28 protein-coding genes are annotated in these 25,519 nt (G+C 68.6%); 23 read left to right on the top strand and 5 right to left on the bottom strand.

From position 1 onward, the window contains the following. Window positions 1–25 precede the first annotated feature (25 nt). Window positions 26–1,516 carry a gamma-glutamyltransferase gene (locus tag ACYQ6W_RS04965; RefSeq protein ID WP_459673923.1) on the top strand — a complete coding sequence of 497 codons (1,491 nt, stop codon included), beginning with the start codon at window positions 26–28 and terminating at the stop codon, window positions 1,514–1,516. 9 nt (window positions 1,517–1,525) lie between these two features. Then, the gene (locus ACYQ6W_RS04960; RefSeq protein ID WP_459673922.1) at window positions 1,526–2,683 is read left to right on the top strand and encodes a pyridoxal phosphate-dependent aminotransferase; all 1,158 of its coding nucleotides are present in this window, start codon (window positions 1,526–1,528) and stop codon (window positions 2,681–2,683) included. Between the two features lie 89 nt (window positions 2,684–2,772). Here ACYQ6W_RS04960 and pstA read toward each other — a convergent pair whose 3' ends face one another. From pstA to pstS, 3 genes are all read right to left on the bottom strand, one after another. Then, complete coding sequence (gene pstA / locus ACYQ6W_RS04955) at window positions 2,773–3,657, bottom strand: phosphate ABC transporter permease PstA (protein WP_459673921.1); 885 nt, start codon at window positions 3,655–3,657, stop codon at window positions 2,773–2,775. 48 nt (window positions 3,658–3,705) lie between these two features. Continuing rightward, entirely contained in the window at window positions 3,706–4,647 is a 942-nt protein-coding gene (pstC, locus tag ACYQ6W_RS04950; RefSeq protein WP_459673920.1) for a phosphate ABC transporter permease subunit PstC, read from the bottom strand. A 98-nt stretch (window positions 4,648–4,745) separates the two neighbouring features. After that, window positions 4,746–5,846 carry a phosphate ABC transporter substrate-binding protein PstS gene (gene pstS / locus ACYQ6W_RS04945; protein ID WP_459673919.1) on the bottom strand — a complete coding sequence of 367 codons (1,101 nt, stop codon included), beginning with the start codon at window positions 5,844–5,846 and terminating at the stop codon, window positions 4,746–4,748. A gap of 380 nt (window positions 5,847–6,226) precedes the next feature. Between pstS and ACYQ6W_RS04940 the strand changes: the two genes are divergently transcribed. Continuing rightward, entirely contained in the window at window positions 6,227–8,284 is a 2,058-nt protein-coding gene (locus ACYQ6W_RS04940; RefSeq protein WP_459673918.1) for a hypothetical protein, read from the top strand. Window positions 8,285–8,328: 44 nt separating this feature from the next. On the opposite strand, the gene ACYQ6W_RS04935 is transcribed toward ACYQ6W_RS04940, so the two are convergent. After that, entirely contained in the window at window positions 8,329–9,180 is an 852-nt protein-coding gene (locus ACYQ6W_RS04935; RefSeq protein WP_459673917.1) for a hypothetical protein, read from the bottom strand. 366 nt (window positions 9,181–9,546) lie between these two features. Next, window positions 9,547–9,987 carry a helix-turn-helix domain-containing protein gene (locus ACYQ6W_RS04930; protein WP_459673916.1) on the bottom strand — a complete coding sequence of 147 codons (441 nt, stop codon included), beginning with the start codon at window positions 9,985–9,987 and terminating at the stop codon, window positions 9,547–9,549. 195 nt (window positions 9,988–10,182) lie between these two features. Here ACYQ6W_RS04930 and ACYQ6W_RS04925 point away from each other — a divergent pair, with 195 nt between their 5' ends. The 20 genes from ACYQ6W_RS04925 (at window position 10,183) to ACYQ6W_RS04830 (ending at window position 25,519) form a co-directional block, all read left to right on the top strand. Continuing rightward, window positions 10,183–10,770, top strand: coding sequence for a DUF6362 family protein (locus ACYQ6W_RS04925; protein ID WP_459673915.1), 588 nt, complete (start codon window positions 10,183–10,185; stop codon window positions 10,768–10,770). A 25-nt stretch (window positions 10,771–10,795) separates the two neighbouring features. Next, a complete protein-coding gene (locus ACYQ6W_RS04920; RefSeq protein ID WP_459673914.1) occupies window positions 10,796–12,043 on the top strand; it encodes a sulfotransferase family protein in 1,248 nt (415 codons plus the stop codon). A gap of 142 nt (window positions 12,044–12,185) precedes the next feature. Further along, window positions 12,186–13,538 carry a phage terminase large subunit gene (gene terL, locus ACYQ6W_RS04915; RefSeq protein WP_459673913.1) on the top strand — a complete coding sequence of 451 codons (1,353 nt, stop codon included), beginning with the start codon at window positions 12,186–12,188 and terminating at the stop codon, window positions 13,536–13,538. 30 nt (window positions 13,539–13,568) lie between these two features. Beyond that, on the top strand, window positions 13,569–14,978 hold the full coding sequence (locus tag ACYQ6W_RS04910; protein WP_459673912.1) for a phage portal protein: 1,410 nt from the start codon (window positions 13,569–13,571) through the stop codon (window positions 14,976–14,978). Continuing rightward, on the top strand, window positions 14,965–15,375 hold the full coding sequence (locus tag ACYQ6W_RS04905; protein WP_459673911.1) for a phage scaffolding protein: 411 nt from the start codon (window positions 14,965–14,967) through the stop codon (window positions 15,373–15,375). The genes ACYQ6W_RS04910 and ACYQ6W_RS04905 overlap by 14 nt, the downstream gene beginning before the upstream one ends. A gap of 33 nt (window positions 15,376–15,408) precedes the next feature. Next, a complete protein-coding gene (locus tag ACYQ6W_RS04900; protein ID WP_459673910.1) occupies window positions 15,409–16,731 on the top strand; it encodes a DUF4043 domain-containing protein in 1,323 nt (440 codons plus the stop codon). 5 nt (window positions 16,732–16,736) lie between these two features. Then, window positions 16,737–17,045: a hypothetical protein gene (locus tag ACYQ6W_RS04895; RefSeq protein ID WP_459673908.1), complete on the top strand. Its 309-nt coding sequence runs from the start codon at window positions 16,737–16,739 to the stop codon at window positions 17,043–17,045. An 11-nt stretch (window positions 17,046–17,056) separates the two neighbouring features. Beyond that, on the top strand, window positions 17,057–17,434 hold the full coding sequence (locus ACYQ6W_RS04890) for a hypothetical protein (protein WP_459673906.1): 378 nt from the start codon (window positions 17,057–17,059) through the stop codon (window positions 17,432–17,434). After that, window positions 17,434–18,087 (top strand): hypothetical protein, encoded by a 654-nt coding sequence (locus ACYQ6W_RS04885; protein ID WP_459673905.1) that lies wholly within the window; start codon window positions 17,434–17,436, stop codon window positions 18,085–18,087. The genes ACYQ6W_RS04890 and ACYQ6W_RS04885 overlap by 1 nt, the downstream gene beginning before the upstream one ends. After that, on the top strand, window positions 18,087–18,917 hold the full coding sequence (locus ACYQ6W_RS04880; protein ID WP_459673904.1) for a hypothetical protein: 831 nt from the start codon (window positions 18,087–18,089) through the stop codon (window positions 18,915–18,917). The genes ACYQ6W_RS04885 and ACYQ6W_RS04880 overlap by 1 nt, the downstream gene beginning before the upstream one ends. 15 nt (window positions 18,918–18,932) lie before the next feature. Beyond that, window positions 18,933–20,492, top strand: a complete 1,560-nt coding sequence (locus ACYQ6W_RS04875; RefSeq protein WP_459673903.1) for a phage tail protein — start codon at window positions 18,933–18,935, stop codon at window positions 20,490–20,492. 15 nt (window positions 20,493–20,507) lie between these two features. Then, window positions 20,508–20,939, top strand: a complete 432-nt coding sequence (locus ACYQ6W_RS04870; RefSeq protein ID WP_459673902.1) for a hypothetical protein — start codon at window positions 20,508–20,510, stop codon at window positions 20,937–20,939. Further along, on the top strand, window positions 20,936–21,295 hold the full coding sequence (locus ACYQ6W_RS04865; protein ID WP_459673901.1) for a hypothetical protein: 360 nt from the start codon (window positions 20,936–20,938) through the stop codon (window positions 21,293–21,295). Before ACYQ6W_RS04870 ends, ACYQ6W_RS04865 begins: the two co-directional genes overlap by 4 nt. A gap of 17 nt (window positions 21,296–21,312) precedes the next feature. Next, complete coding sequence (locus tag ACYQ6W_RS04860) at window positions 21,313–21,441, top strand: hypothetical protein (protein ID WP_459673900.1); 129 nt, start codon at window positions 21,313–21,315, stop codon at window positions 21,439–21,441. After that, window positions 21,429–21,734 (top strand): hypothetical protein, encoded by a 306-nt coding sequence (locus ACYQ6W_RS04855; RefSeq protein WP_459673899.1) that lies wholly within the window; start codon window positions 21,429–21,431, stop codon window positions 21,732–21,734. Before ACYQ6W_RS04860 ends, ACYQ6W_RS04855 begins: the two co-directional genes overlap by 13 nt. Next, a complete protein-coding gene (locus tag ACYQ6W_RS04850; RefSeq protein WP_459673898.1) occupies window positions 21,731–22,900 on the top strand; it encodes a hypothetical protein in 1,170 nt (389 codons plus the stop codon). The genes ACYQ6W_RS04855 and ACYQ6W_RS04850 overlap by 4 nt, the downstream gene beginning before the upstream one ends. Before the next feature lie 22 nt (window positions 22,901–22,922). Then, window positions 22,923–23,669, top strand: coding sequence for a hypothetical protein (locus tag ACYQ6W_RS04845; protein ID WP_459673897.1), 747 nt, complete (start codon window positions 22,923–22,925; stop codon window positions 23,667–23,669). After that, on the top strand, window positions 23,666–23,851 hold the full coding sequence (locus ACYQ6W_RS04840) for a hypothetical protein (RefSeq protein ID WP_459673896.1): 186 nt from the start codon (window positions 23,666–23,668) through the stop codon (window positions 23,849–23,851). The genes ACYQ6W_RS04845 and ACYQ6W_RS04840 overlap by 4 nt, the downstream gene beginning before the upstream one ends. Next, window positions 23,838–24,950: a hypothetical protein gene (locus ACYQ6W_RS04835; RefSeq protein ID WP_459673895.1), complete on the top strand. Its 1,113-nt coding sequence runs from the start codon at window positions 23,838–23,840 to the stop codon at window positions 24,948–24,950. Before ACYQ6W_RS04840 ends, ACYQ6W_RS04835 begins: the two co-directional genes overlap by 14 nt. Beyond that, entirely contained in the window at window positions 24,947–25,519 is a 573-nt protein-coding gene (locus ACYQ6W_RS04830) for a phage baseplate assembly protein V (RefSeq protein WP_459673894.1), read from the top strand. Before ACYQ6W_RS04835 ends, ACYQ6W_RS04830 begins: the two co-directional genes overlap by 4 nt.

The raw sequence follows: 25,519 nt of genomic DNA, 5'->3' as shown, positions 1-25,519 counted from the left end.
GGTGCGCCTCCGCGCAAACATGATGATGGCATTTTCCCCGGTCTCGCTCCCCCGCTTCTCCAAGGCGAAAGCCCTTCTCCGCTCGACCGCGTTGCTCGCCTCAACGGCGCTCGCCTTGAGCGGATGCGGCTTCCTCAAGAATCCGCTTCCGGGCGCGGGGCCGAACCCGGCAGACCAGATGACGCCGGGTGTCGCCAAGCCCAACTGGTCGGGCGTCGTCATCGCGGACGAACCGGTGGCGGCGCAGGTCGGCCGGGACATCCTCGCGGCCGGCGGCACTGCCGCCGATGCTGCCGCCGCCGTCGGCATGGCGCTGACCGTGACCCTGCCCTCCCGCGCCTCGCTCGGCGGCGGCGGCGCCTGCATCGCCTATTCGCCCTTCGTGAAGACGCATGGCGAAGCCACGCCGCAGGCCTTCGTCTTCCTGCCGCATGCCGCTGCCGATGGCGGCAGCCGCCCCGCCGCCGTGCCAATGACGGCACGCGGCCTGCTGCTGATGCAGGCGGTCTACGGCTACACCCCGTTCCAGCAGCTCATCGGCCCCGCCCAGCGGCTGGCCGCCCTCGGCGTGCCGGTCTCCAAGGCCCTCGCGCAGGATCTCTCGGTCGTCGCCGGGCCGCTGCTCGCCGACCCGGCGGCGCGCGCCGTCTTCGGCAGCGCGGGCGGCGGGCCGCTGATGGCCGGCCAAACGATGACGCAGCCGGACCTAGCCCAGACGCTCGACACCATGCGCACAAAGGGCGTGACCGACCTCTATGACGGCGACCTCGCCCAGCAGTTGGCGCAGGCCTCGGCCGCCGTCGGCAGCCCGATCAGCGCCGCCGACCTCTACCGTGCCGTCCCGCAGGAGATGGCGCCGCTCGCCGTGCATGACGGGGGCAACGTGGTGATGTTCCTGCCGCCGCCGGCCGATGGCGGCCTGGCCGCCGCCGCCGCCTTCCAGCAGCTGCGCCGCAATCCGAACGACCTCGCCGCCGCCAATGCCGCGGCCCAGGCGGTGGCAACCGCCTATCGCGCCGGCACGGACGCCTCCGACCCCGCGGCCCTACTCAAGGATGCGAACCTGCCGGCGGGCCACCTGCCGCCGCTCGCCGCTTCGACCAGCTTCGTGACGCTGGACGGATCGGGCGGCGCCGTCGCCTGCAGCCTGACCATGAACAACCTGTTCGGCAATGGCCGGATCGCGCCGGGCACCGGCATCCTGCTGGCCGCGTCTCCCGACCATGGCCAGGCGCCGCTGCTTTCCGCCGCGCTGATCTGGAACAAACCGACCAATGCCTTCCGCGCCGCGGTCGGCGGTTCGGGGCAGGAGGGTGCGCCGCTGGCCGTGGCCGTGGCGGCGGACAACGCGCTGCGCCGCCAGGGCGAGAATTTCGGGGCGACGGTGCCCGAGCCGGGCCGCATGAACGGGGTGAACTGCCCGGCCCGCGTGCCTGGCGATTTCGGCAGCTGCGTTTGGGTCACCGATCCGCGCGGCGACGGGCTGGCCACCGGCCATGTCGGGAAGAAGCCGTAAGCGCCGCTCATGGGCCTGAAGATCGGCCGCGGCGGCGACATTCCGCCCTTCCGGGTGATGGACGTGATCGCCGCGGCCAATGCCTATGCCGCGCTGCTCGGCCCCTCCGACCCGCGGGTCATCCGCATGGAGGTGGGCCAGCCGGCACTCGGTGCGCCGCGGGGGGCGGTGGAGGCAGCGGCCGCCGCCCTGCGCGTCGGCCATCCGCTCGGCTACACCGAGGCCTTCGGCCTGCCGAGCCTGCGCCATCGCATAGCGCGCCATCACGAGGACTGGTATGGCGCGACGGTGCCGGCCAGCCGCATCGCCGTGACGACGGGGGCATCCGGCGCCTTCCCCCTCGCCTTCCTCTCGGCTTTCGATCCGGGCGACCGTGTCGCGCTCGCCGCCCCCTATTACCCGCCTTACGTGAACATTCTGACGGCGCTCGGCATGCAACCCGTGGTGCTGGAGACGGGGACGGAGACGCGCTTCCAGCCGACCGTCGCGATGCTGGAAGCGCTCGACCCACGGCCCGACGGGTTGATCCTCGCCAGCCCCTGCAACCCGGCCGGCACCATGCTGCACCCGGAAGAGTTGGCCGCCCTCGCCCTGTGGTGCGACGCCCACGGCGTCCGTCTCATCAGCGACGAGATCTATCACGGGCTGCACTACGACAGCGCGCTCGCGACTGCCGCGGCCTACAGCCCCTCTGCGATCGTCATCAACAGTTTCTCGAAATACTTTTCGATGACCGGCTGGCGCGTGGGCTGGATGGTGCTGCCCGAGGACCTCTGCCGGCCCGCCGAGCGGCTGGCGCAGAACATGGCGATCAGCGCGCCGCACGTCTCGCAGGTGGCGGCGGAAGCCGCCTTCGACTGCGCGCCGGAGCTGGATGCGCGGCGTGCCGGCTATCGCCGATCGCGCGACCTGTTGCTGGAGGCCCTGCCCCGGGCCGGCTTCAACCGGCTGAGCGCGGCCGAGGGGGCTTTCTACCTCTATGCCGACATCCGTGAGCGAGGCGAGCCGAGCCCGGATTTCTGCGCCCGCATGCTGCGCGAGATCAGCATCGCGGCGACGCCAGGCGTCGATTTCGACGCGCGGCACGGCGCCGATTTCGTGCGCTTCAGCTATTGCGGCGGCGAGGCCGAGATGGCGGCGGCGGCCGAGCGCCTGCTGCGCTGGTAAGCCGAGCCGCAGGGCGGCGCGACGCGCGCGACGAAAAAGGGCGGCACCCTGCGGTGCCGCCCTTTTCTTTTGCGCCGATGGTGGAAGCCTCAGCCGGCGCGTTTCTTGAGGATGGCGCGGGCCGCGAGGTTGATGGCGAGCACGGTCATCATCACGAGGAAGGCCGCGGCGAAGGCCAGGGCATGGGCCGAGGCGAAGGGCTGGTTGATGAAGCTCCAAATCACATAGGTCAGGTAGCCGATGGGCTCATGCGTCAGGTGGCCGTTCCAGACGTAGTTGGACCAGCCGGCGGTGTAGATGAGCGGCGCGGTTTCGCCGACGGAAATCGCCAGCGAGAGCAGCACGGAGGTCATCACGCCGGGGAGGGCCACCGGCATCAGCACCTTGAAGATCACCTTGCGTTCGGTCGCGCCCAGCGCATAGGCGGCCTCGCGCATCGGCGTCGGGATCTGGCGCAGCACCAGTTCCGTCATCTTCGCCATATAGGGCAGCACCATGATGGCGAGGGTGATGGAGGCGGCGAGCACGGAGAACTGCCAGCCGAGCCAGATCACCATCGTCACGTAGGAGAAGTAGCCGAGCACAATGGAGGGCACGCCGGTCAGCACGTCAGCCAGGAAGCGGACGCCGGCGCCGAACTTGTTGTTGCCGAATTCGGCAAGGTAGATGCCGGTGCCGACGCCGATGGGCACGCCGAAGATCAGCGCACCGATGGAGAGCACCAGCGTGCCGGTGATGGCGTTGAGCAGGCCGCCGCCGACACCCTGCGTGACCTGGGTGAAGAGCGAGAGCGAGAGGGCGGAGATCCCGCGCACCAACACCAGCAGGATGATATCGATCAGCGGCGCCGCCACCAGCAGGAAGCAGATGACGCAGAAGACCCAGCCGAGGGTGCTGAGCGTGCGGCGGCTGCCGACCGACCGCATGCGGGTGGCATGGGTCGAAAAGGTGGAGCCCGCGGTCATGTCGCTCATGACGAAACTCCGGACGGAAGGAGGAAGGAGATCATAGCTCTGCCTGCTTCAGCCACGGGCGCCGGCGCCTGAGCGCACCAGGATGCGGGCGATGACGTTGACGACGATGGTGATGACGAACAGCACGATGGCGATTTCGGCGAGCGACTGCACGGCAAGACCGGTCTGATCCTGCTCGGCGCTGTCGAGCTGGGAGACGATGAAGGAGGCCATGGTGCTGATCGGGCTCATCAGCGTCGTCGGCATGTAGTTGAGCGCACCACCGGAGACCATGAGCACGGCCATCGTCTCCCCCAGCGCACGGCCGAGGCCGAGGATGACGGCACCGATGATGGTGGGCCGGATCATCGGCAGCATGGTGAAGAAGACCATCTCGAACTTCGTCGTGCCGAGAGCGTAGGCGGCTTCCTTCGCTTCCTTCGGAATGCGGGTCAGCGCGTCATAGACGGTGATGGTGATCACCGGGATGACCATGAGCGCGAGCACCAGCGAGGAGGAGAGCAGGCCGAAGCCGCTGCCCCCGCCCAGGGCGAAGAAGGGGATGAAGGGGAAAACGTCGGCCAGGAGCGGCGAGATGATGTGGGCGACGAGCGGCACCAGGACGATGATGCCCCAGAGGCCGTAGACCACGCTCGGTACCACGGCGAGCAATTCGACCACGATCGCGAAGGGCGTGCGGAAGACCGGCTTCACGCCTTCGGCCAGAAAGACCGAGATGCCGAGGCTGATGGGGACGGCGACGAGCAACGCGATGAAGGAGCTGAGCAGCGTGCCCGCGATGAAGACGAGGCAGCCATAGGTCGCGCCGACAGGGGCGAGGACGCCATGGGTTTCCACGGGATCAGCATAAAGATTGCCGATGTCCCAGGTCTTGGTCAGCAGGAAGCCGATGCCGTTGAACTTGATCGCCGGCCAGGCATAGACCAGGAGGAAGAGCAAAACCGCCGCGATGACGAGCGGAATGACCGCCGCCAGGGCGAAGAGGATCATGCGAAAGAGGCCGGAATTGCTCCGGCCTGCTCTCGCCCCGGACACCGGGCGGGGAAACCCGACCGGTGCCTTGTCTGTGGCGGCCTGGCTCATCTGGCTCAGGCGTGGATCGAAGCGATCCGGGCCTTGCTCTGCTCACGGATCTTGTCGGGGAGGGGCACGAAGTGAACCTGACTCAGATAGTCGGGCGAGCTGCCGCCGCTCGGGCTGATGGCCCAGTCGAGCAGGCTCTTGATCGCCTTGGCCATCGCGGCGCTCGGCTGCTTCTCGTTCACGATCGCATATTCGTAGTTGATGATCGGATAAGCGAGATCGCCATCGGCATAGATCAGGCTGATGCGCTGATCCTTGGGCGTCTGGTCAACCAGGCCGGAGGCTGCGGCCAGGATGGTCTGCGGGTTGGGCAGGACGAACTTGCCGGACTTGTTGCCGAGCTTGGCGATGCCGAGACCGGCCTTCTGCACCTGCGCCTCGAAGCTGACGCCGACATAGGAGATCGAATAGGGGTTCTGCGCAGTGGTCTGCACCATGCCGGGGTTGCCGATGGCGCCGATGCCGCCCGGAACGGAGGGCCAGCTGACGGTGGTGCCATAGGCCACGCTGCTCGCCCATTCCGGGGTCGACTTCGTCAGATACTGGGTGAAGATGAAGGTGTCGCCGCTGCCGTCGGTGCGGTGGATCGGCAGGATCTTGTTGGCCGGCAGGCTCACGCCCGGGTTGATGTCGGCGATCGCCTTGTCGTTCCACATCGTGATCTTGCCGCTGTAGATGCCGGCAAGCACGGGGCCGCTGAGGTTCAGGTTCTGATTGTTCAGGCCCGGCAGGTTGTAGATCACGTTCTGCGCGGAGATCGCGAGCGGGATGTTCAGCATGCCCGGGTTCTTCTTGACCTGGGGCGCCGCCATGTAGGCGTCGGACGCGCCGATCTGCGCGATGCCGGCGACGGCCTGGGCGATACCCGTGCCCGAACCCGTGCTCTGCGTCGTGATACGGACGTTGGAGTTAACCTTGGAATAGCCCGACACCCAGAGGTTGAAGAGCGGGTAGAGCAGGCTGGAGCCGGTCTCGAGGATGGTCACTTCCTCCGCCGCGCGCGCCGCGCCGACCACACCCGGCAGGGCCAGTCCCACCGCCGCAAGGCTGACGGACTTCAGGAATTGGGCGCGCGTGACGCGCGGAAACTGGGAACCATCCGACATGACATTCTCCGAGACGATTGAGGGCGGTCCACACAGGTGGCCCGCTTGCGCGAGGGCCTTTACGTGGGGATAACCGCGCTTGGAATGACAGTCGCGTTGCAGTTGTGTGACATCGACATCGTGAGCGTTACGGTCGGGATCGGCAACAACCGCTACATCCTGCAAAAGAGGCGTGATCCGAGAGGGGCTTACGGCCTAGACTTGAGACGAAGTGGCGACGGAGTCGCGGGAACAAGACGGCCATCATTCAGGCCGCAGGCGAGGCCCGGCCTGAGACGGCGCCCTGCTGCGGCGGCACGAAAGCAGGGGCCAGGCGCCCCTGAATGTGACAGGAGAGAGCGCCAGCCGGCGCCCTCTCCTTCTGCGGAAAAGGATCTTCCATGCTGCCTGAACTGGCATCGTCGCCGATCACAGATTTTCCCCGCCAGCCGGAATTGCGGCTGCTCGCGGCGGGACTCGACATCCGGCGCGCACCGGAGCTGGCCGACGCCTTCATCCTGCAGCAGGGGCGCCTGCTTCTGGGGACGCCCTGCCTCAGCCGATCCAGCGAGACGCTGTTTCATCTTCGCCACGGGATCGAACTGGCATGGCTCGCGCAGGCGGCGGGGCCTGCGCTGGCGGGACTCGCTGCCGCGCGATGCGCCGCCCTTGCCATCGCCCTGGAGACCGATGCGGCGGCCGGCGCGACGCTGCCCGGCTGGATCGCCCCCCTCACCGGCTATGGCGCCCCCGATCTCAGCATCGCCCGCCGCATCTGGGCCAAGCTCGCCGTACATCAGCCGGACGCGGCCGAGACCGCGCTGACGCCCGAGGACCATGCCCGGCTGGTCGATGCCTGGCCGATCCTCGGGCCGGCCGAATGGCTGATGGAACAGGGCGGCGACGCGCGGCTGGGCGTGGACCCTTTCACCGGCCTGAACGGCTATGGCTGCAGCCACCGGCCCCGCCCCTGGGCCGTGACCTTCGCCTCCTCCACCGCCTCATCCTCCTCCGAACGCGGCTATCTCGGCGCGGAAGCGGCGCGGCGTCGGATGATCCGCGCAAGTTTCGCGACCTCTGCGGACGACGCGATCCTGCAGGAAGCGGCGCAGATACGCAGCGGCCTCGCCCGCCATTTCGACTTGCCGGCGGAAACCGCGATCATCCTGGCACCCTCCGGCACCGATGCGGAGCTGATGGCGCTCGCCCTGGCGGAGGCCGCCGAGCCACGCCCCATCACCAACATCCTTCTCGCGCCTGAGGAAACGGGCAGCGGCGTGCCCCTGGCCGCCCGCGGGCGCCACTTCGCCGCCGATACGGCGCGCGGGCTGCCGGTGACGAAGGGTGAGCCCGTTCCGGGCTACCGGCCCGACACCGAACTCGTCGCCATCCCGGTGCGCGGCGCCGACGGCGCGGTGCGGCCACCAGCCGAGATCCACCGCGACTGCGTCGACGCCGTGGACGCGGCTCTCGCCGCCGGGCGGCGGCCGGTGCTCCATATCCTCGACGTCTCCAAAACCGGCCTCCGCGCGCCCAGCCGAAGCACCGCGAGCCTGCTGGGCCGCCGCTTCGCCGAGCGGATGGACGTCATCGTCGATGCCTGCCAGGCACGGCTCAATCCCGGCACCATCCGCGACTACGTGGGACAGGGCTGGATGGTGGCGATCACCGGCTCGAAATTCTTCACCGGACCGCCCTTTGCCGGCGCACTCTTCGCGCCCCGCGCCGTCGCCGGACGGCTGGGGCGGACGCCCCTCCCCGCCGGGCTCGGGCTCTATTGCGGCAGCGCGGAGTGGCCGGCGGACCTGCCGGGAACCGAGGCGCTGCGCGGCCAGGGCATCCGGCCCGACGGCAATGTCGGCCTGATGATGCGCTGGCAAGCGGCGCTTGCCGAAATGCAGGCCTTCGCCGAGATGCCGCGGGCGCACCGGCGGGCCGTGCTGCACCGCTTCGTCGGCCATGTAGAAGCCTGCATCGCGCAGACGCCGGGACTCACCTCCGTCACCCAAGAGGAGACGGAGCGGGACCCGGAGGAATGGGACCTGACGGCGACGATCCGCAGCTTCGTGCTCGCCACGCCCGCAGGGGCCGCCGGCAGCACGGCCGCTGACCGCTTCCTGCAGCTTTCCGATGCGCGGAAGGTCTATTTCTGGCTGAACGCCGATCTGGCACCCGCGCTGCAGGATCGGGTCGCCCCGGAGGAGCTGAGCACGCTCAGCCGACGCTGCCACATCGGGCAGCCAGTAGCGGTGACGATCGATGGCATGCCTGCCGCTGCTTTGCGCGTGTCCGCGGGCGCGCGGCTGGTTTCAGGCGAGCCTTCACTCGCTCATCTGGCGCCGGAGGAAAGGCTCGAGCGGGAACTGGCCGACGTGACCCAGCTGTTCCGCAAGATCGCGCTCATCCTCACGCATTTCGGCGAACTCTCGGCCATCAACCCGCGGCCGAGCTACTTCTGACAACAGGGGCGCGCGCGGTGGCCCGCGCCGCCCCTGCCACACGGTCAGAAAATCTTGTGGAAGATGCCGGCCAGGGTAATGGTGGTGCCGTCGCTCAGCGTGATCACGTCGCCGATGCTGCCGACATGTTCGGACGGCAGATTGGTCGCGGTATAGCCGTAGCCGGCGAAGCCGAGATTGTCGGAGGCCGAGAAGCCGATGATGATCTCGGACCCGCCCGCATGCCCCTTGACGAAGAGGAAACTGTCATTCCCCGAGCCGGCGGTGATGGTGGAGGCGCCACTGCCGCCGATGACGCTGTCGGCGCCCGAACCGAGGACGGCAACCAACGTGCCGGAATTACCAAGCGGATTGGTTGCGACCGTTTCCGGCCCCGTGCTCTTGCTGAGATCGATGCCAGTGATGCCCGCCTGACCGGCGACCGCCAGGCTGTTGCTGCCGGTGACGTGCATGATGCTGACACCCGTGCCGCCGACGAGCGTGGTATTTGCGCCCGAGGCCGTTCCTACGAATCCGCCGGAGCCACCGGTGATGGAGCTATTCGCGCCTGACGCGACGAACTGCGTGACGCCGGAGCTCGCGCCGAAGAGGGTGGTGGCGCCGCCGCTCGCGGAAATCGTATCGTTGGCCGCCGCAAAGACTGCGGTCTTGCCGGTGGTGGTGATGGTGTTGCCACCAGACGTTGTATCGGCAACCGCGCTGGCGCTGGACACGGTGATAGCGGCATTCGTCGAGCCGATCACGACCGGGCCCGAGGTGGTGGTGACGCCGCTGCCGCTGAAGACCGTGTAGGTCGTATCGGCCGGGAAGAAGGTGGAATAGGCGCTGGCGGCGCCGCTTGCGCCCGTGAATTGCGTGGGCGTGCTGCCGCCCCCGATCGTCGTCGTCTGGCTCATGCCCTTGGCCCCTCAATGAGCGGGGCTACCGGATGGCACCCCGTGTGATCACCCACGCGCTGCTCTCAGCGCCCCGGGCGGACCACCTACTGTAGGAGGAATGAGTATATCGTTAATTGCCTGTCATGAAAGAAGATTTTGCTACAGCATCGGTCCGGTGAACGCGCATGCCGAAGACGTCCTGCACAGCAGACTTCTTTCAGAAGTTTCGGATGAAGAATCTTTTATGCGCAAGCAGTTGCGAAAGAAACTTCGTGCAGAGCCATGCAACGGGGCCGAAGCAGCCCCCTGAGACTTCCGCTTCCCCATCCGCCGGGCGCACATGCAGCGCCGCCGCAGCGTCTGACCAAAGCCTAAAGCCGGCGCTTAGGTCTTAACGACCTTCACCCGGGGCTTTCGACGGGGCTGATCCTTTTCCTGAGCCGCGAGAATACGCCGTGCCTGGCGCAGCAACTCCGCGCGGCCGCCATCCTGGATCTGCCGGTACAGATTGAGCAGGGCGCGCTCGTCCGCCGTCTCGGCCCCCATGTCGGCCCCTGCGTGTTCGCCGGTCAGAAGATAGCCGACAGAGACACCGAGGACAGCCGCGACCCGGGCGAGATTGGACCGCACCTGGCCAGTGCGGTCGGTCTCCCACTGGGCGATCGCGCTGCGCGAGACGCCGATGCGGGACGCCAGCTCATCCTGCGTCAGGCCGAGGCTGCGACGAATGTCGCGAATGCGGGTCGCGACGCCTTCGACGGGGGCCGGCTGCGATGCCGGTTGGACACGCCGCGTCCCCAGCCCCCCCATAGCCGCCTTCTTCATCAAGTTTCGCTTGCCCAACAGTGTTAGTTAAAGTAACATTTCTTTATCGATCACATGCGCCCGCACGTGCATGATCGAAGGCGACGAGCGTCGCGCAGGGTAGCTGAGCCTCCTGCCACGGCTCAAGCTCCATATCCGCCCCCTCCGCAAACTTTCCCAAGCCATCGTTCAATTTTTTCGCCGCAAGGATCATCCATGCCCGCTTCCCGCCCGTCCATCCCCAAGAAACACCGCCTGCAGCCTGCCGACGCCACCGAACCCGACATCACCGCCGCATGCGAAGGCGTGATCGCCTGCCTGGAAGAGGCGGGCGCCACCCTGCTGTCCCTGCCGCCCAGCGGCTTCTCCCCCCGCCTCCGCACCTCGACCCTGCCGGTTCTGAGAGAAGCCGCCGAAGCCTATGGATGGTCGACAGCGGAACTGCGGCCGCCGATGCCGTCCGCCGCACGGATCAGCCGCATGGACCGGGCGATGGGCTTTCTCGGCCTGATCCCGGCGGACCGCTACGTGCTGCGCCGGATCGTCGGCTGCCGGGCGCTGGTGCATCCGCTGAACGGGCGGCACCTTTTCTCCTGGCGCCGGCTGGGCGAGCTGCTGGGGGCCGATCACAAGGCCGTTCAGCGCTGGCATGCCGAGGGCATCCGCCTCATCGTCCAGGCCCTGCGGCACGAAGCCCTGGCGGCCGCGGGGCGTGATCACCCCCGGCCCGGGGATGGCCCGGCTGCGCCCGCCGCGCGGCACCATCGCTTGACCCCGCGGGAGGGGGCCATTAGCAGCCGTTAGGACTGCATAGGACTTCGGCCGCACCGTGACCCTCGTAACCTCCGCGCTTTCCTTCGCCGACATGATGTCGCGCGTGACGGGCCTGGGACGGCGCCCCTTCGACGCGGACGCGCTGTTGAAGGAGGCGCTGGCGGGGGCGCCCGTCTCCAGCCTGGGCGGGCCATTCGGACCGGACCAGTTCATGGCCGGACTGACCATTCTCCTCTCGGCCCTGGAGACCGAGGCGCGACTCTCGCTCTTTGGCCGGGTTGCGGTCCGCTACGACACCATTCGCTGCATCCGCAACCTGATGCGCATGAACCAGGAAGAGGCCCGCGACCCGCGGATCGCGACGACGCCCATCCACCGCCCGCTCATCGTCACCGGTCTGCCACGGTCGGGCACGACCTTCCTGCACCGGCTGCTGGATTGCGACCCGCGCACCCGCAGCCCGAGCGTCTGGCAGACGATGGCCCCCTATCCACCGGAACACGGCGCCGATCGCCGCATCGAAAAGGCCGAGCGCGACCTGCGTGCCTTCGCCCGTTTCGCGCCAGGCTTCCGCGACGTGCACCCCCTGACGGCGCGGATGCCGCAGGAATGCACGGAGATCACCGCGCAGATCTTCCAATCCCTGCGCTTCGACACGACCTATCGGATCCCGAGTTACCTGCGCTGGCAGGATGCCGAGGGCCATCATCTGGCCTACCGCTTCCACAAGCGCTTCCTGCAACATCTGCAGCACCAGAGCGGTGACGACCCGGACAGCGTGCAGTGGGTGCTGAAATGCCCGGATCACGTCTTTGCCCTGGAGGCGATCCGCCTCGTCTATCCCGATGCACGGATCGTCTTCGTGCATCGCGACCCCCTGAAGGTGCTGCCCTCCGTCGCCAAGCTGACGGAGATCCTGCGGCAACCCTTCACCCGGCGGCAGGACAAGCCGGAGATCGGCGCCCAGGTGACAGGCCGCTGGCACCAGGGCGTGGAGGCGATGATGCAGGCCGCCGATACGGCGGGAAGCCGTGCCGGGTTCAGCGACATCTGTCACATCCAGTATCACGCGCTGACTTCGGCCCCGATAGAGACCATCACCGGCCTCTATCGTCATTTCGACATGGAGTTGAGCCCCTCGGCGGCGGGCGCCATGACCGCCGAGGTCAATCGCGCCAAGCGCGGCGGCTATGGCCGGAACGTCTACCGGTTCGACGATCATGGGCTGGACGCGGGCCGCGAACGCCGGTTCTTCGCCCACTACATGAAGCGCTTCGGCGTCACCGAGGAAATTCCGGTTTAAGTTCTCGTTTTCTAAACGTAACTTTTTTCTGGACAGACGCCCCAGAATTCGATAGATAAATTCCTATGATGGCTCGCTGCGTCGCTGACGCGGCCCACCGATGCCCTCCCCGACATTCCGACCGAAAGGCCCTGATCCGCGCATGGAGCTGGGCCTTGCCGACTGGGCGTGTCTGGCCCTGGCTGCAGCTGGGCACAGCCCGGCCGCGCATCACCGCCGGCTGATCGCCGATCTCGAAGCGCTCGGCCGCGGCGACATCGACCGCCTGATGGTGCTGATGCCGCCGGGATCGGCGAAATCGACCTATGTCTCGGTGCTGTTTCCGGCCTGGTTCCTGGCCCGGCACCGGCGCGCCGCCCTCATCATGGCCTGCCACACCGAAGGGCTGGCCAGCCATTTCGGCCGCCGCACGCGGGCCCTGATTCAGGACCACGGCGATGCCCTGGACTATGGCTTGAGTCGCGACGAACGCGCCGCCCACTGTTGGCGAACGAGCGCTGGCGGCGAATATTTCGCGACCGGTATCCACGGCCCCATCGCCGGGCGGCGCGCCGATCTCGCCATCATCGACGACCCGGTCAAATCCTGGGCGGAGGCCGATAGCCCGCTGGCCCGCGAGCATGCCTGGGACTGGTACCGCATGGACCTGATCCCGCGTCTCAAGCCCCGCGCCCGCCTGGTGCTGGTGATGACCCGCTGGCATCAGGACGATCTCGGCGGCCGCATTCTGGAAATGGAAAAGCACTGGACGGTGCTGCGCTTGCCGGCGCTGGCCGAAAGCCTGGACCCGCTGGGTCGGCCCGCAGGCGCCGCCCTGTGGCCTCTGTGGGAAGATGCCGAGGCCCTGGGCCGCAAGCGCGAGGCGATGGGCGAACGCGCCTTCGCCGCGCTCTACCAGCAAGACCCGCGTTCGCCCTCCGGCGGGCTGTTCCTGACGGAGCGCATCGCCCTCTGCGACCTGCCGCCGGACGGTGGCGAGGTAGTGCGGGCCTGGGATCTCGCGGCGAGCCTGCCGGCGCCGGGGCGTGACCCGGACTGGACGGTGGGCCTGCGACTGGAACGCACGCAGGACGCCCGCTTCATCGTGACCGACCTGCGGCGCCTGCGCGGGACGCCGGGCGAAGTGGAAGCGGCCATCCTGGCGACCGCCGAAGCGGACGGCCACAGTGTCACGATCGCCCTGCCGCAGGACCCGGGCCAGGCCGGCGTCGCGCAGACGGACTATCTGACGCGGCTGCTGGCCGGCTTCACGGTGCGCACCTCGCCCGAGACGGGCGCCAAGATCACCCGCGCCGGGCCGGTTGCGGCACAGGTGGAGGCGGGACACCTGCAGCTGCTGCGCGGCGGTTGGAACCGCGTGTTTCTGGAAGAACTGCGCGACTTCCCCAACGGCCAGAAGGACGACCAGGTGGATGCGCTCTCCCGCGCCTTCATGACCCTGGTGACCAAGCCCAAGCCCGCGCGCCGGCTGCACCTGCCCCTGCTCGCGCGCTGAGCGCCCTGCCCTTCCGGAGCCCGCCCGCCCATGTTCGACGCGATCCGCGCGCTGACGCCGTGCGACCCCGACTATCCGCCCCGCACGGCGACTCTCGACCTGCTGCGTCGCGTGCTCAACGGTACGCTCTACGACTGCCTGCCCTACCAGTTCCACGAGGAGCGCAGCCCAGGCGGGGAGTATATTCCGATCCGGCAGCGGCGCCCCTCCATCCGCTATGCCCTGTGCCGCACGGTGGTGGAGGACAGTGTCGCCCTGCTGTTCAGTGAAGGCCACTTCCCCGCCATCCTCTGCGCCGATCCGAGCTTGCGCACGACGCTGACCGACCTCGTGCAGGAGATCGGCCTGAACGGCGTGATGGTGGAGGCGGCGCTGCACGGCTCGGTCGGCTCCGTCGCCCTGCTGTTGCGCATCCTGAAAGGACGCGTCCACGTTTCGGTGCTGGAGACGCTGTATCTGACGCCGACCTGGCAGCCGGAGATGCCGGACACGTTGGCGACCGTCACCGAGCGCTACAAGGTGCGCGGCGCGATCCTGCAGGCGCAAGGCTACGCCATCGAGGACCCGGGGCTCGACTACTGGTTCATGCGGCGCTGGGACACGGAGGCGGAAACCTGGTTCCTGCCGTGGCCCGTGGGCTTCGAACCGCCGGGCGGACCCGACGTCGACACAGGCCGCACCATCCGCCATGGCCTGGGCTTCGTGCCGCTGGTGTGGATCCGCAACCTGCCGGGCGGGGAAGGCGTGGACGGCGCCTGCACCTTCCGCGCCGCGATCGAGACCAGCATCGAAATCGACTACCAGCTGTCACAGGCCGGCCGTGGGCTGACCTACAGCTCGGACCCGACGCTGCTGATCAAGGAACCGGCGACGACCGATCGCGAGATGATCAAGGGCGCCGGCAACGCGCTGGTGGTGAGCAAGGATGGCGACGCCCGACTGTTGGAGATCGGCGGCACCGCCGCCAATGCCGTGATCGACTACGTGCGCACGCTGCGGGAATTCGCCCTCGAAAGCGTGCATGGCAACCGCTCCTCAGCCGACCGGATTGCCGCCGCGCAATCGGGACGCGCTCTCGAACTGATGAATCAAGGCCTCATCTGGCTCGCGGACAACCTGCGCGTCTCCTACGGCGCGCACGGGCTGCTGCCGCTGCTCGACATGATCCTGAAAGCCGCCGAGCGCTACCCGCTTTTGGTTCGAGGCGGGCCGATGCCGCCGGTATCGCCTGGCGCGCGCCTCGGGCTCGACTGGCCGCGCTGGTATCCGCCGACGGCCGCCGACCAGCTCGCCGAGGCGCAGACGCTCGCGACGCTGGGGCAGGCCGGGTTGATCAGCCGCGAAAGCGCCGTCCGCACCCTCGCCGATGCCTATGGCATCGCCGAGGTCGCGGCCGAACTCGACCGGATTGAAAAGGACAAGCCGCATGACGCCCGCTGATCTGCCCCCCGCCGAGGGCGAGACCGAGACCGTGGAATCCTTGCGGGCGCGCGCCGCCGATCTCGAACGCCAGGTGCACGCCCTGGCCCAGCAGGCACGCGACGCACAGCTGATGGCGGAGTTGAAGGCGGAAGCGCTGCGCGCGGGCATGGTGGATCTCGACGGTCTCAAGCTGCTCGACACCTCTGGGCTAACGGTGACCGATCAAGGCGAAGTTCCGGGCTCCGCCGCCGTGATGGAACGCTTCCGCCGCGAGAAGCCCTGGCTGTTCGCCGCCCCCTCCAGCGCCACCGCCGCATCCCCCCCGCCGGCCCAGCCGCCGCGCGCCAAGCGCGCGACCGATATGACCGCCGAGGAATACCGCGCCGCCCGCGCGGCGATCACCCGCCGCTTCTGACCCCCTTCACCCAAAACCGTCGAGAGGATCGCCATGGGCATCCAGAATTTCCCCGTGGCCTTGCAGCCGATCATCCAGCAAGGCTTCCTGGAGCGCGAATTCCAGCAGGCGCTGCGTTCGCGCCTCGGCTACCGGGCCGTGGCCGACCGGGAGGAGATTGCGGTGGGTATCGGCGAGACCCTGACCAAGACGCGCGCCGGCTTGAAGCCGAGCGTGACGACACCGCTCGCACCGTCGCTCAACACGAACCTCGATAACGGGCTCGCGCCCTCGAGCTGGGGTGTTGAGCAATATACGCTGACGCTCAACTTCTATGCCGCGACGGCCGACCTCAACATGGTGACGAGCCGTGTCGGCATTGCGAGCCAGTTCCTGCAGAACGCCTATACGAATGGCGAGCAGGCGGCGCGCAGCCTGGACGAACTGGCGCGCAACGCCCTCTTCGACGCCTATTTCGGCGGCAATACCCGCGTTACGACGGCGCTTAGTTCGGCCGGACCCAGCCTGCATGTGGACGACATCCGTGGCTTCCAGAGCGTGTTCGTCAACGGCGCGCAGGTGCCGGTGAGCGTGAGCAACCCGCTGGCCGTGACGGTGGGGGGTGACATCTATACCCTGACCGGCGTTGCGGCGGATGCGACCAACATCTCCACCACGCCGCACGGCGTTTCCGGCATCCTGACCTTCGGCAGCAACGTGACGGTGGCCGACGGGGCGCTGGCGAGCAGCGTGCAGGCGGCGACCGCAAGCGCCATCCTGCGGCCGGGTGGACGGAGCAACACCGCCCTGCTGCAGGCGACCGACACGTTGAGCATGGGCAATCTTCTGGATGCCGTCGCGACGCTCCGAAAGAATGCGGTGCCGGAGATCGACGGTGTCTACAACTGCTATCTCGACCCCGTCTCTGCGCGGCAGCTCTTCGCCGATCCGGATTTCAAGACGCTCTTCACCGGCGCGACCTCGAGCAACGCCGTCTTCGCCGACGGGATGGTGAACGACTTCCTCGGCCTGCGCTTCGTGCCGACGACGGAGGCCTTCGTCCAGGCGCATCCGACGATCGCCGGCCTCAACGTGCGCCGTCCCATCATCTGCGGCCAGGGCGCCCTGATCGAGGGCGACTTCGCCGGCATCGGCGCGGATGACGTGGCGCCCAAGGATTCCATCGTCACCATCGTCGACGGGGTGGCGATGGTGACGCGGGAGCCGATCGACCGGCTGCAGCAGATCATCGCCCAGAGCTGGTACTGGATCGGCGGCTTCTGCGCACCCTCCGACACCACGACGACGCCGCTCACCGTGCCCACCGCGACCAATGCCGCCTTCAAGCGGGCGGTGATGGTCGAGCACGCGGGGTAACGGCCATGGCGAGCGGCAGCATCGCCGCCTTCAACCCAGAGGCGACCGTGACCCTTGCCGCCAGCACGACGAGTGCGGCGGTGACCCTCGGCGGCGCCGGACCGTCACTCCTCGTCTACAACGCAACCGGCGCTCTCGCCTTTCTGCGGCTTGGGGCGACGACGGCGCTGACGGCGACCACCGGCGACCTGCCCGTGCCGCCCGGCGGCCAGATCCTGCTCGGCATCGGGGCGACGGTTTCCGCGGCCGCCGTGGTGCTGAGTGCGGGCAGCGGGAGCGTCTACCTCACCCGCGGGTCCGGCGCCGCATATTGAGGAACACGCCGATGGCCTTCACCGATGCCGAGAAGACGGATCTGCGTCGCTTCTGCGGCTATCCGGCCTATGGCGCGGGGGCGGGCGGCTTTCAAGGATGGCGGTTCTTCCAGGCCTATGGCTTGCTGGAATTCCGCCTGAACAACCTCTCGACCGCCGAGGAGGCCGTGTGCCGGACCTATCTCGGCACGCTCCGCGGCCTGGAGACCGGCGTGCCGCGATCGGCCGAGAGCCTGGATACCGATCAGGCCGCCGTCTGGACCCGCAACAAGGACGAATTGCACGACCGGCTGCTGCTGCTCGACGAGTGGCGGCGCCGGCTGTGCAATTTCCTCGGCGTCCCGCCCGGGCCGAGCTTTCCAGAACCTGGCATCCGTCTGGTGGTGTGATGCGTCTCGCCCGTGTTCAAGACAGGCTGGCCCGCGGCATGGGACGCGCCGCCTTCGCGGTGGGCGACGGCTATGCGCTGTTCCGCCCGGTGGGACCGGAGCGGCCCATCCGACCCGAGACGCTTGCGCTGCATCTCAAGGCGGCGCTGCATGGCGGCGGGCGCGGCTGGGGCGCAATCCCGGCCTATGGCGAGGCGGTGTGGAACGCGGTGCTGGACACCGCCTATAGCCAGCCAGGCGACTATCTGCAGGGGCCGCTCGGCACCTTCTTCATCGCCGCACAGCCGCCGCTGCTGCCCACGCTTTGCGTGCTCACCAACAAGACCCTGACCGCGACGCGGCCTGATGGCGCCCTCGCCCCCGGGGTGAACGGCTATGGCGGCGTGCAGAGGACGCAACAGATGCTGCTGCTGGACGACTGGCCGGCGAGCGTGCTGATGGCCCGCGCCGGTGCGCATCATGGCGGGGAACTGCCGGGCGAGCCGGGGCCGCCGACCTGGAGCGTGCTGCTGCCGCCTTCGGCACAGCCTACCTGCGGCGGGCTGCAGCCCGGCGACCTCCTGCAGGACCGTGGCGAGTTCACCGCGGTGATCACCACCGTCGAGGAAACTACGCTCGGCTGGCGACTGGCGGCCGCCCAGGCGGTGGCGTGATGGCCGATCAATCGGACGTGGAGAGCGCACTCGTCGACGCCATCGCGCAGACGCTCTATCCCTCCGGCTCCGACCGCACATCAGCGATCGGCGGCACGACGGCACGGATCTACCGGGGCTGGCCGGTAACGCAGGCGCTGAATGCGGACCTGGCTGCGGGGATCGTCAATGTCAGCGTCTTTCCTGCGGGCGAGCCCGTCGAGACGACGCGCTATACCAGCCGCTGGCACGTGACGGAGGCGAAGGCGCCCACGCTGAAGCCGATCATCCGCCGCAACATCGTGACCTTCACCGGCACGCCCGCTGCCGGGCAGATGGCCGGCATGGCCGTGAATGGAGAGACCTTCGTCTATCTCGTGCAGGCCGGCGACAGCGCCGCCCTGGTGGCCGCCGCCCTCGCCGCGCAGATCTCGGCCGCAGGAATCCTCGCGCAGTATTCCAACGTCACCATCGCCTTGCCGGGCGCCCGCCAGGTGCTGGCCCGGGTTGAACAGGCGCAGAACGCCTATCGCGAAACCCGCAGGCAGCGGCAGAGCTTCCGCGTGACCTGCTGGTGCCCCAGCCCCGCGCTGCGGGATGAGACCTGCGCCATGATCGACGCGGCCCTTGCCGATACATCCTTCCTGCCGCTCGGCGACGGCACGGCGGCGCGGCTGAGCCTCGCAGGAGGGGCCACTCTGGACCAGATGGAGAACGCCGCCCTCTACCGCCGCGACCTGCTCTATGCCGCGGACTACGCCACCATCCTCACCGCAGCTCAGCCGTCGATGGTCTTCGGCACGGGCACCTTGTCCACGCCTGCCGGAACGCTCTCGCCCCTCCTCGGCTAAACCCAAGGAACATCCATGCCCATCGTTCAACAGGGCGCCATCAATACGACGGCGCTGGTGGTGCCCGACCTCTATGTGCAGATCGTGCCACCGCAGACGCTGCTGCTCAACGGCGTGCCGACGGACGTGCTCGGCGTCGTCGGCAGTGCGAGCTGGGGGCCCGTTGGCACGCCGGTGACCCTCGGCAGCATGGCGCAGTATGCAGCGGCCTTCGGGCCCGTGATGCCGCGCCTGCACGACATGGGAACGCCCGTTGCCGCCGCCGTGCAGCAGGGAGCGCAGAACTTCCGCTGCGTGCGCGTGACGGACGGCACCGATACGTCGGCGAGCCTGACCTTGCAGAGCGCCATCACCCTGACGGCCGCCCATACCGGCAGCTACGGTAACGGCATTTCGGTTTCGCTCTCCGCCGGATCACAGGCGGGCAGCACGCGCATCACGGTGGCCCTGCCGGGGACGACGCCCGAGATCTTCGACAACATCACCGGGAGCGGTGCGGCGCTGTGGCAGGCCATGGTGCTCGCCCTCAATACCGGCAACGGGCCCCTGCGCGGCGCCTCCCAAATCGTCACCGCATCCTATGCTGGCGGCACGGCAGCGCCGGTGGCGGGCAGCTACAGCTTTGCGAGCGGCACCCCGGGCACGGATGGTGCGACGGGCGTGACGGCCGGAACCCTCATCGGGCACGACACCCTGCCCCGGACGGGGATGTATGCGCTGCGCGGGCAAGGATGCTCCGTCGCCCTGCTGGCGGACGCAACGGACAGCACGCAATACACGACCCAGGCAGCCTTCGGACTGTCCGAGGGCATCTACATGATCCTGACCGGACCCTCCGGCGACACGCCGGAAAACGCGGTGACGACGAAGGCGGCGGCGGGGCTGGACAGCTACGCCGCCAAGCTGATGTTCGGCGACTGGATCTATTGGTACGACCAGACCAATGCGCAGACGCGGCTGATCTCGCCGCAGGGTTTCGCGGCCGGGCGGATCGTCAACCTGTCTCCCGAGCAATCGAGCCTCAACAAGCAGATCTACAGCATCGTCGGCAGCGAGAAGAGCGGGACGGCGGGCAGCGGGCAAAGCGCCACCTATTCCACCGCCGAACTGCAGCAGCTCTTCCAGAACGGTATCGACGTCATCTGCAATCCACAGCCCGGCGGCGGCTATTGGGGCGTGCGCTGCGGGCACAACTCCTCCTCCAACGCTGCCGTGAACGGTGACAACTACACGCGGATGACCAATTACATCGCGGCGACGCTCAGCGCCGGCATGGGCCTCTATGTCGGGCAGGTGATCAACGTCGCGCTGTTCCAGAACATCCGGGCGACGCTGCTCTCCTATCTCCAGGCGATGCTCACCGAGGGCTTGCTGGGCAGCACCGATGGCAGCCAGCCCTTCGCCGTGGTTTGCGATCTCTCCAACAATTCGGCGAGCCGCACCGCGCTCGGCTACGTGCAGGCGGACGTTCAGGTTCGCTACCAGGGCATCAACGAGAAATTCATCGTCAATGTCGAGGGCGGCCAGACGGTGCAGGTGAGCAGCCAGACCCTGACCACCAGCCCCCATTCGTAACGGAGCAGCGACATCATGGCTCTCAACAGCTTCTCGACGGGCAAGGACTGCCAAGTGGTCGTGCTCGGCCCCTTCGGCCGCGTCGACTTCGATCACGTCACCGGCTTCGAAAGCCGGCAGGTAACTGCCTCCGTCCGCGTCGACCGGATGGACGGCACGATGCTGGGCGCTGAACTGCCCAAGGGCTGGGACGGCGTTTTCGACATCGAACGCGGCTCCCCCGCGGTGGACGACATGCTGTCCCAGATCGAGCAAAGCTACCTGTCCGGTACCACGCCGGCCGCCGGCACGCTCTATCAATATATCGACGAGATTGATGGATCTACCTCAACCTACCAGTTCAACGGTGTTGTGTTCAAGCTGGCCTCGGCCGGCGCCTACAAGGGCGACGCGAGCGTGAAGCAGAAGCTGGAGTTCTTCGCGACCAGCCGGAGCCGCGTTTCGTGAGCGCGCCGGCCGCCGCCCTTCTGGCTGCGGGCGCCGTCATCGAGACGGTGGACGGGGAAGGCCGCGTGCTGAGCGTGCGGCCGCCGCATGCGCTAGATCAGCTGCGCCTGTTCAAGGCGGTGGGACCGCGGCTCGCGCAGAACCAGCCCTATCTGGGCATGGCGCTCGTCGCCTGCGCCGTGGTTGCCATCGACGGCGTCCCTGTCCCTTGCCCGAGCAACGAACAGCAAATCGAGAGTCTGGTTCTACGCCTGGGCGATACCGGGTTGCGCGCGGCAGGCGCCGTGCTGGAACCTGCCCCGACCGCGGACGAGATGCGAGAGCTGGCGGGAAACTCAGCCGGCACCCCGATCTGATCGAATGCCTGTGGCTCGTGAAGAACGGGGTGCCTTTCGACATCGCCTTCACCCTTCCCGCGATCGATCGGCGCGCCTTCGCCGTCGCCTTGGGCGAGATGAGTGGGGCGCGATACGACTGGGGCACGCTTGCATGGGAAAGCTGACCCGGCTTCCGACGGAGGCCGATTGGGATGCGATCGGCCGCAGGCTGCTGGACGCCGCCGCTGGCTTCCTCGCCGAGGCAGCCGCTACACGGGCCGGCGTGCCGCGCGCCGCACTCCACGTCGAGTGCCACGATGGTGCTGAAGCCCGCATCGTGGCCACGGCGCCCGCGGTCGTCGCACGGGAACAAGGTGCGCCTGGAAGACCGCCGGAGAGCCTGCTCGCCCCGCGTGCTGCCGATCTCACGATTTTGCGGAACCAGTTGATCCAGATTCTCCGTGGGGAGGAGGCATGATCGAGCTCGAAGCCATCGGCATCTCCCTCGTGCTGGACAATGGCGTGGCCGAGGGAATGCAGCGGCTGCGCCGGGACCTCGCCCTGTTCGACCAGGGCGTGGCGGCGCGGGCCACAACCCTGCAGCGCCTGACGCAGCGGGCGCTCGGCCCCGCCCGCCCCGCGCCAGTGGCGACACCACAACCACGGCCGAACCATCCGCCGGTGCCCCAGACAAGCCCGTCCGCAAAGGATGCGGATGACGCCGTGCGACAGGTGCCACCCGTGGAGGTCCCGCCCGTACGCCCGGCTGCGCCGCCGCGCCCTGCGCTCGTCACCCCAGCGGCCGAGCCGATACCCGCCGCCGCGCCGACTCCGGCGCCACCGCAGCGCCCCGCGCCCCGACCGGCGCAACCGGCCGTCCAAGCCGCCGCGTCTCCTCGGCGGCCAGTCGCGCCGACCCCATCGCCCCCGGAGACGACACCGCAACGGCCAAGGATCATCGAGCCGCAGCAGCCACGCCCGCGCCCGCAGATCACCGTGCAGATGACGGCCTCGCCCGCTCCGCCGCGCATCTTGCCGCCCGCAGGCGCTGACAAGGGTCTGCGCCCCAGCACCGTTTCGCCACCCGCTGCGGCACCCGCCCCGATCGTCGTGCGGCCCGGCCAGCGCTCCACGCCCCCTGCGGAGCCGAGGATGCCGAGCCGGCCCGCGACCACGCCCCGGCCCGTGTCGGTCCCCCCCAAGCGGCGCGGCGGACCGGATGAAGCGACGGCCCAACCGCCGCCCCGCCCGAAACCCGCGGTCTGGCCCGTCTTCGCGCCCCGCACGGCCCCGCCGCGCCCGACCGCGCCTGTCTCCGTCGCGCCACGCGCCGCGCCGCAGCCGCCCCCCGGTGTTCCCGCTGCGCCACGGGCGCCGGAGGCTGCCTTCTCCGCCGCACCACCACCGGCCTCACCGGTGGCGCCTTCAGGTCCGGCCGCCGGATCGCCCCCGGCCCAAGCGCCGACGGAGACGCGAGAGACGCCCGCGGCAGCAGCCCCGGTGCAAGGCGATCTCTGGCTGGACGGTGCGCAGATCGGCCGCTGGCTCGCCGAGACCATGGCGCGGCAGGCGGCACAGCCGCCGCGCGCCGCGCGGCGCTTCAACAGCCGCATGATGCCGGCCTGGCCCGGCATGACCTTCTGACCGGCAGGACGAGGAACCGCCCATGGCCACGACCGTCACTCTCGGCTTCGTGCAGCTGCAATCCTTCGAGGTGCCTGCCGTCATTCACTTCGGCGGCCGTCAGAGGCTTGCCGTACACGACCTGCCCGGCGGCGGCCGCGTGATCGACGTAATGGGTGGCGCCGATGACGACATCGTCTTCGGCGGCGTCATCTCGGGCGACAATGCCGATACGCGGGCGCAGTTGCTGGACGCCTTGCGCATCTCGGGCGCGAGCGTGCCGCTCAGCTGGGGCGAGCAGTATTTCATCGTCATCGTCGCGGAGGCCCGTTTCGACTACTGCAAGCCCTGGTGGATCCCCTACCAGCTGCGCTGCGTGGTGCGCAGCAACCTGGTCTATGGCGCGGTCGCGACTGCAGCCTTGGCCACCGTGGGCGTGTTGTCCGACCTCGCCCAGGCGGCGAGCCAGTTGGACAGCCTGCCCCCCGGCCTGACAGCGGCCGAGACGGCTGTGGCGGACCCAGACGCCTTCACGCCCGGGACCGCCGGCCATGCGGCGGCCCTGTCCTCCCTGCAGTCTGTGCAGAACGCGGTGACCGGTGACCTTGCAACCTCCGGGCGCGCGCTGCCGGGCTTCGACCTCAGCCTGACCGGGCAAAGCCCGTCTTCCGCCGCGGCTGCCATGACCGGTGCCACGCAGGTGGCCGGCGGTCTCGCCACGCGAAGCGCGGTCTCGGCCTTTCTGGGCCGCGGCCTGGCCACCCTCACCCAAATGGGAGGAGAGGCATGACGACGATTACGGTTGCCGGGGGCGACCTGTTCCGCATCGCGGCCGAGCGGCTGGGTGACGCCACGCAATGGGTCCGCATCGCCCAACTCAATGGGCTGCGCGACTTCCGCCTGAGCGGTATCACCACGCTGCGCCTGCCCCCCGTCACGCCGGATGCCGGAGGCGGCCTTGCCGCTTCCTGAGTTCGGCCAGGCCCGCAGCGTCTTCGTCATGCTACTGCTCGATGGCACCGAGGTGGCCGGCGTCATGGAGGCGGAGATCGGCACGAGCGACCATCAGGTCGCGGGCTGGTTCCGAGTGACCCTGGCGCTCGGCACCAGCGGAGGCATGACGCCGGCCCAGCTGAGCGGGATGACGGACACGATTGCGGAGATCCGCGTGGGCCTTGCCGAAGCCGGCCTGCCGCCCGCCACGGCGCTGTGGCAATCCCTGCTCACCGGACCCGTGGACAGCATTACCATCGACATGGCGGAGGCCACGGCGCATCTGACCGGGCGAGACTTCTCCGCCCTGTTCATCGACAGTCTCACCGCCGAGACCTTCGCGAACCACACGGCGAGCGAAATCGCCCAAACGCTTGCCATGCGCCACGGGCTGACACCCGAAGTCACCCCGACCCGCACGCCTGTTGGCCGCTACTATCAGGATGGCCACGATCTCAGCTCCCTGCACCAGGCGAGTGCCACCGTGACCGAATGGGATCTGCTGCATGCACTGGCGGAGGCGGAGGGTTTCGACCTCTTCGTCCAGAACCGAAGCCTCTTCTTCGCGCCGCCCCTGGCCGAGGCCGCGCCGGCGCTGTGGCAATGGCGGCCGGGCGGACTAGACGGGACGACCCTGACGACCTTGCGCCTGGAGCGCAGCCTGGCACTCGCTCGCGACATCGTGGTGACCGTGCAAAGCTGGAACAGCCGGACGGCGCGGATGATTACGCAGACGGTGCGCGCGTCCACGCAAGGCCGCTTGCGGCGATCCGCCGCGGCACAGGCGGGCGGCAACGCGGCGACCTACGTGCTGATCCGGCCCAACCTGTCGGCGGCGGATGCAATGGCGCTCGCCACCACGACGCTTGCCGACCTCAGCCGGCACGAGCGGGTGGTGACGGCGACGATGCCGGGCGAACTGACGCTTGCGCCCCGCAGCCTGGTGACGCTGACGGGGACGGACAGTGATTTCGACCAGACCTACGTGGTGGACGAAATCCTTCGCCGCATTTCGCTGCAAGACGGCTTCATACAGACCGTGCGTTGCGTCAACACACCCTTGCGAGCCGCATCATGATGGAGGCATGGCTGAACGCAATGCGCGCCCAGGCGGGCGCCATGGCGAACCTTCCGGGGCAGTTGCGCTGCGGCGTGGTGCAATCCCTCGACACGAAGACTTATTGCGCCAAGGTGATGCTGCAACCCGAAGGCGTGCTGACCGGCTGGCTGCCGATCACGAGCCCCTGGGTGGGCGACGGGTGGGGCTTGGTAGCGCCGCCCGTGCCCGGACAGCAGGTGATGGTGGCCGCGCAGGAAGGGCGCGCCGAGCACGGCATCATTCTCGGCGGTCTCTTCTCGAACGAAGCACGAGCCCCGGCGGCGGCGGCCGGCGAAGCCTGGCTCGTGCATCGCTCCGGCAGTTTCCTCACGTTCCGCAACGACGGCAGCATAGAGGCGCAAGCGACGCTGTGGAGACTGACCGGGACGCTCTCCGTCAGCGGCGATCTGCTCGTGGGCGGCGACATTGCCGACCGGAACGGGGGACGCGGCACGCTGAACAGCCTGCGGACGATTTACGACGCCCATGTCCATCCCGGTGTGCAGAGCGGACCGGCCGAGACCGGGCTGCCCATTCCTCAGGCGTAG

This window comes from Acidisoma sp. 7E03 (genome assembly GCF_054665075.1).
This window is presented reverse-complemented; position numbering and strand designations above follow the sequence as displayed.

Bases quoted from the DNA above. Each gene is read 5' to 3' on its own strand.
- ACYQ6W_RS04965 (WP_459673923.1), top strand. From the start codon at position 26: ATGGCATTTTCCCCGGTCTCGCTCCCCCGCTTCTCCAAGGCGAAAGCC.
- ACYQ6W_RS04960 (WP_459673922.1), top strand. From the start codon at position 1,526: ATGGGCCTGAAGATCGGCCGCGGCGGCGACATTCCGCCCTTCCGGGTG.
- pstA (WP_459673921.1), bottom strand. From the start codon at position 3,657: ATGAGCGACATGACCGCGGGCTCCACCTTTTCGACCCATGCCACCCGC.
- pstC (WP_459673920.1), bottom strand. From the start codon at position 4,647: ATGATCCTCTTCGCCCTGGCGGCGGTCATTCCGCTCGTCATCGCGGCG.
- pstS (WP_459673919.1), bottom strand. From the start codon at position 5,846: ATGTCGGATGGTTCCCAGTTTCCGCGCGTCACGCGCGCCCAATTCCTG.
- ACYQ6W_RS04940 (WP_459673918.1), top strand. From the start codon at position 6,227: ATGCTGCCTGAACTGGCATCGTCGCCGATCACAGATTTTCCCCGCCAG.
- ACYQ6W_RS04935 (WP_459673917.1), bottom strand. From the start codon at position 9,180: ATGAGCCAGACGACGACGATCGGGGGCGGCAGCACGCCCACGCAATTC.
- ACYQ6W_RS04930 (WP_459673916.1), bottom strand. From the start codon at position 9,987: ATGAAGAAGGCGGCTATGGGGGGGCTGGGGACGCGGCGTGTCCAACCG.
- ACYQ6W_RS04925 (WP_459673915.1), top strand. From the start codon at position 10,183: ATGCCCGCTTCCCGCCCGTCCATCCCCAAGAAACACCGCCTGCAGCCT.
- terL (WP_459673913.1), top strand. From the start codon at position 12,186: ATGGAGCTGGGCCTTGCCGACTGGGCGTGTCTGGCCCTGGCTGCAGCT.
- ACYQ6W_RS04910 (WP_459673912.1), top strand. From the start codon at position 13,569: ATGTTCGACGCGATCCGCGCGCTGACGCCGTGCGACCCCGACTATCCG.
- ACYQ6W_RS04905 (WP_459673911.1), top strand. From the start codon at position 14,965: ATGACGCCCGCTGATCTGCCCCCCGCCGAGGGCGAGACCGAGACCGTG.
- ACYQ6W_RS04900 (WP_459673910.1), top strand. From the start codon at position 15,409: ATGGGCATCCAGAATTTCCCCGTGGCCTTGCAGCCGATCATCCAGCAA.
- ACYQ6W_RS04895 (WP_459673908.1), top strand. From the start codon at position 16,737: ATGGCGAGCGGCAGCATCGCCGCCTTCAACCCAGAGGCGACCGTGACC.
- ACYQ6W_RS04890 (WP_459673906.1), top strand. From the start codon at position 17,057: ATGGCCTTCACCGATGCCGAGAAGACGGATCTGCGTCGCTTCTGCGGC.
- ACYQ6W_RS04885 (WP_459673905.1), top strand. From the start codon at position 17,434: ATGCGTCTCGCCCGTGTTCAAGACAGGCTGGCCCGCGGCATGGGACGC.
- ACYQ6W_RS04880 (WP_459673904.1), top strand. From the start codon at position 18,087: ATGGCCGATCAATCGGACGTGGAGAGCGCACTCGTCGACGCCATCGCG.
- ACYQ6W_RS04875 (WP_459673903.1), top strand. From the start codon at position 18,933: ATGCCCATCGTTCAACAGGGCGCCATCAATACGACGGCGCTGGTGGTG.
- ACYQ6W_RS04870 (WP_459673902.1), top strand. From the start codon at position 20,508: ATGGCTCTCAACAGCTTCTCGACGGGCAAGGACTGCCAAGTGGTCGTG.
- ACYQ6W_RS04855 (WP_459673899.1), top strand. From the start codon at position 21,429: ATGGGAAAGCTGACCCGGCTTCCGACGGAGGCCGATTGGGATGCGATC.
- ACYQ6W_RS04850 (WP_459673898.1), top strand. From the start codon at position 21,731: ATGATCGAGCTCGAAGCCATCGGCATCTCCCTCGTGCTGGACAATGGC.
- ACYQ6W_RS04845 (WP_459673897.1), top strand. From the start codon at position 22,923: ATGGCCACGACCGTCACTCTCGGCTTCGTGCAGCTGCAATCCTTCGAG.
- ACYQ6W_RS04840 (WP_459673896.1), top strand. From the start codon at position 23,666: ATGACGACGATTACGGTTGCCGGGGGCGACCTGTTCCGCATCGCGGCC.
- ACYQ6W_RS04830 (WP_459673894.1), top strand. From the start codon at position 24,947: ATGATGGAGGCATGGCTGAACGCAATGCGCGCCCAGGCGGGCGCCATG.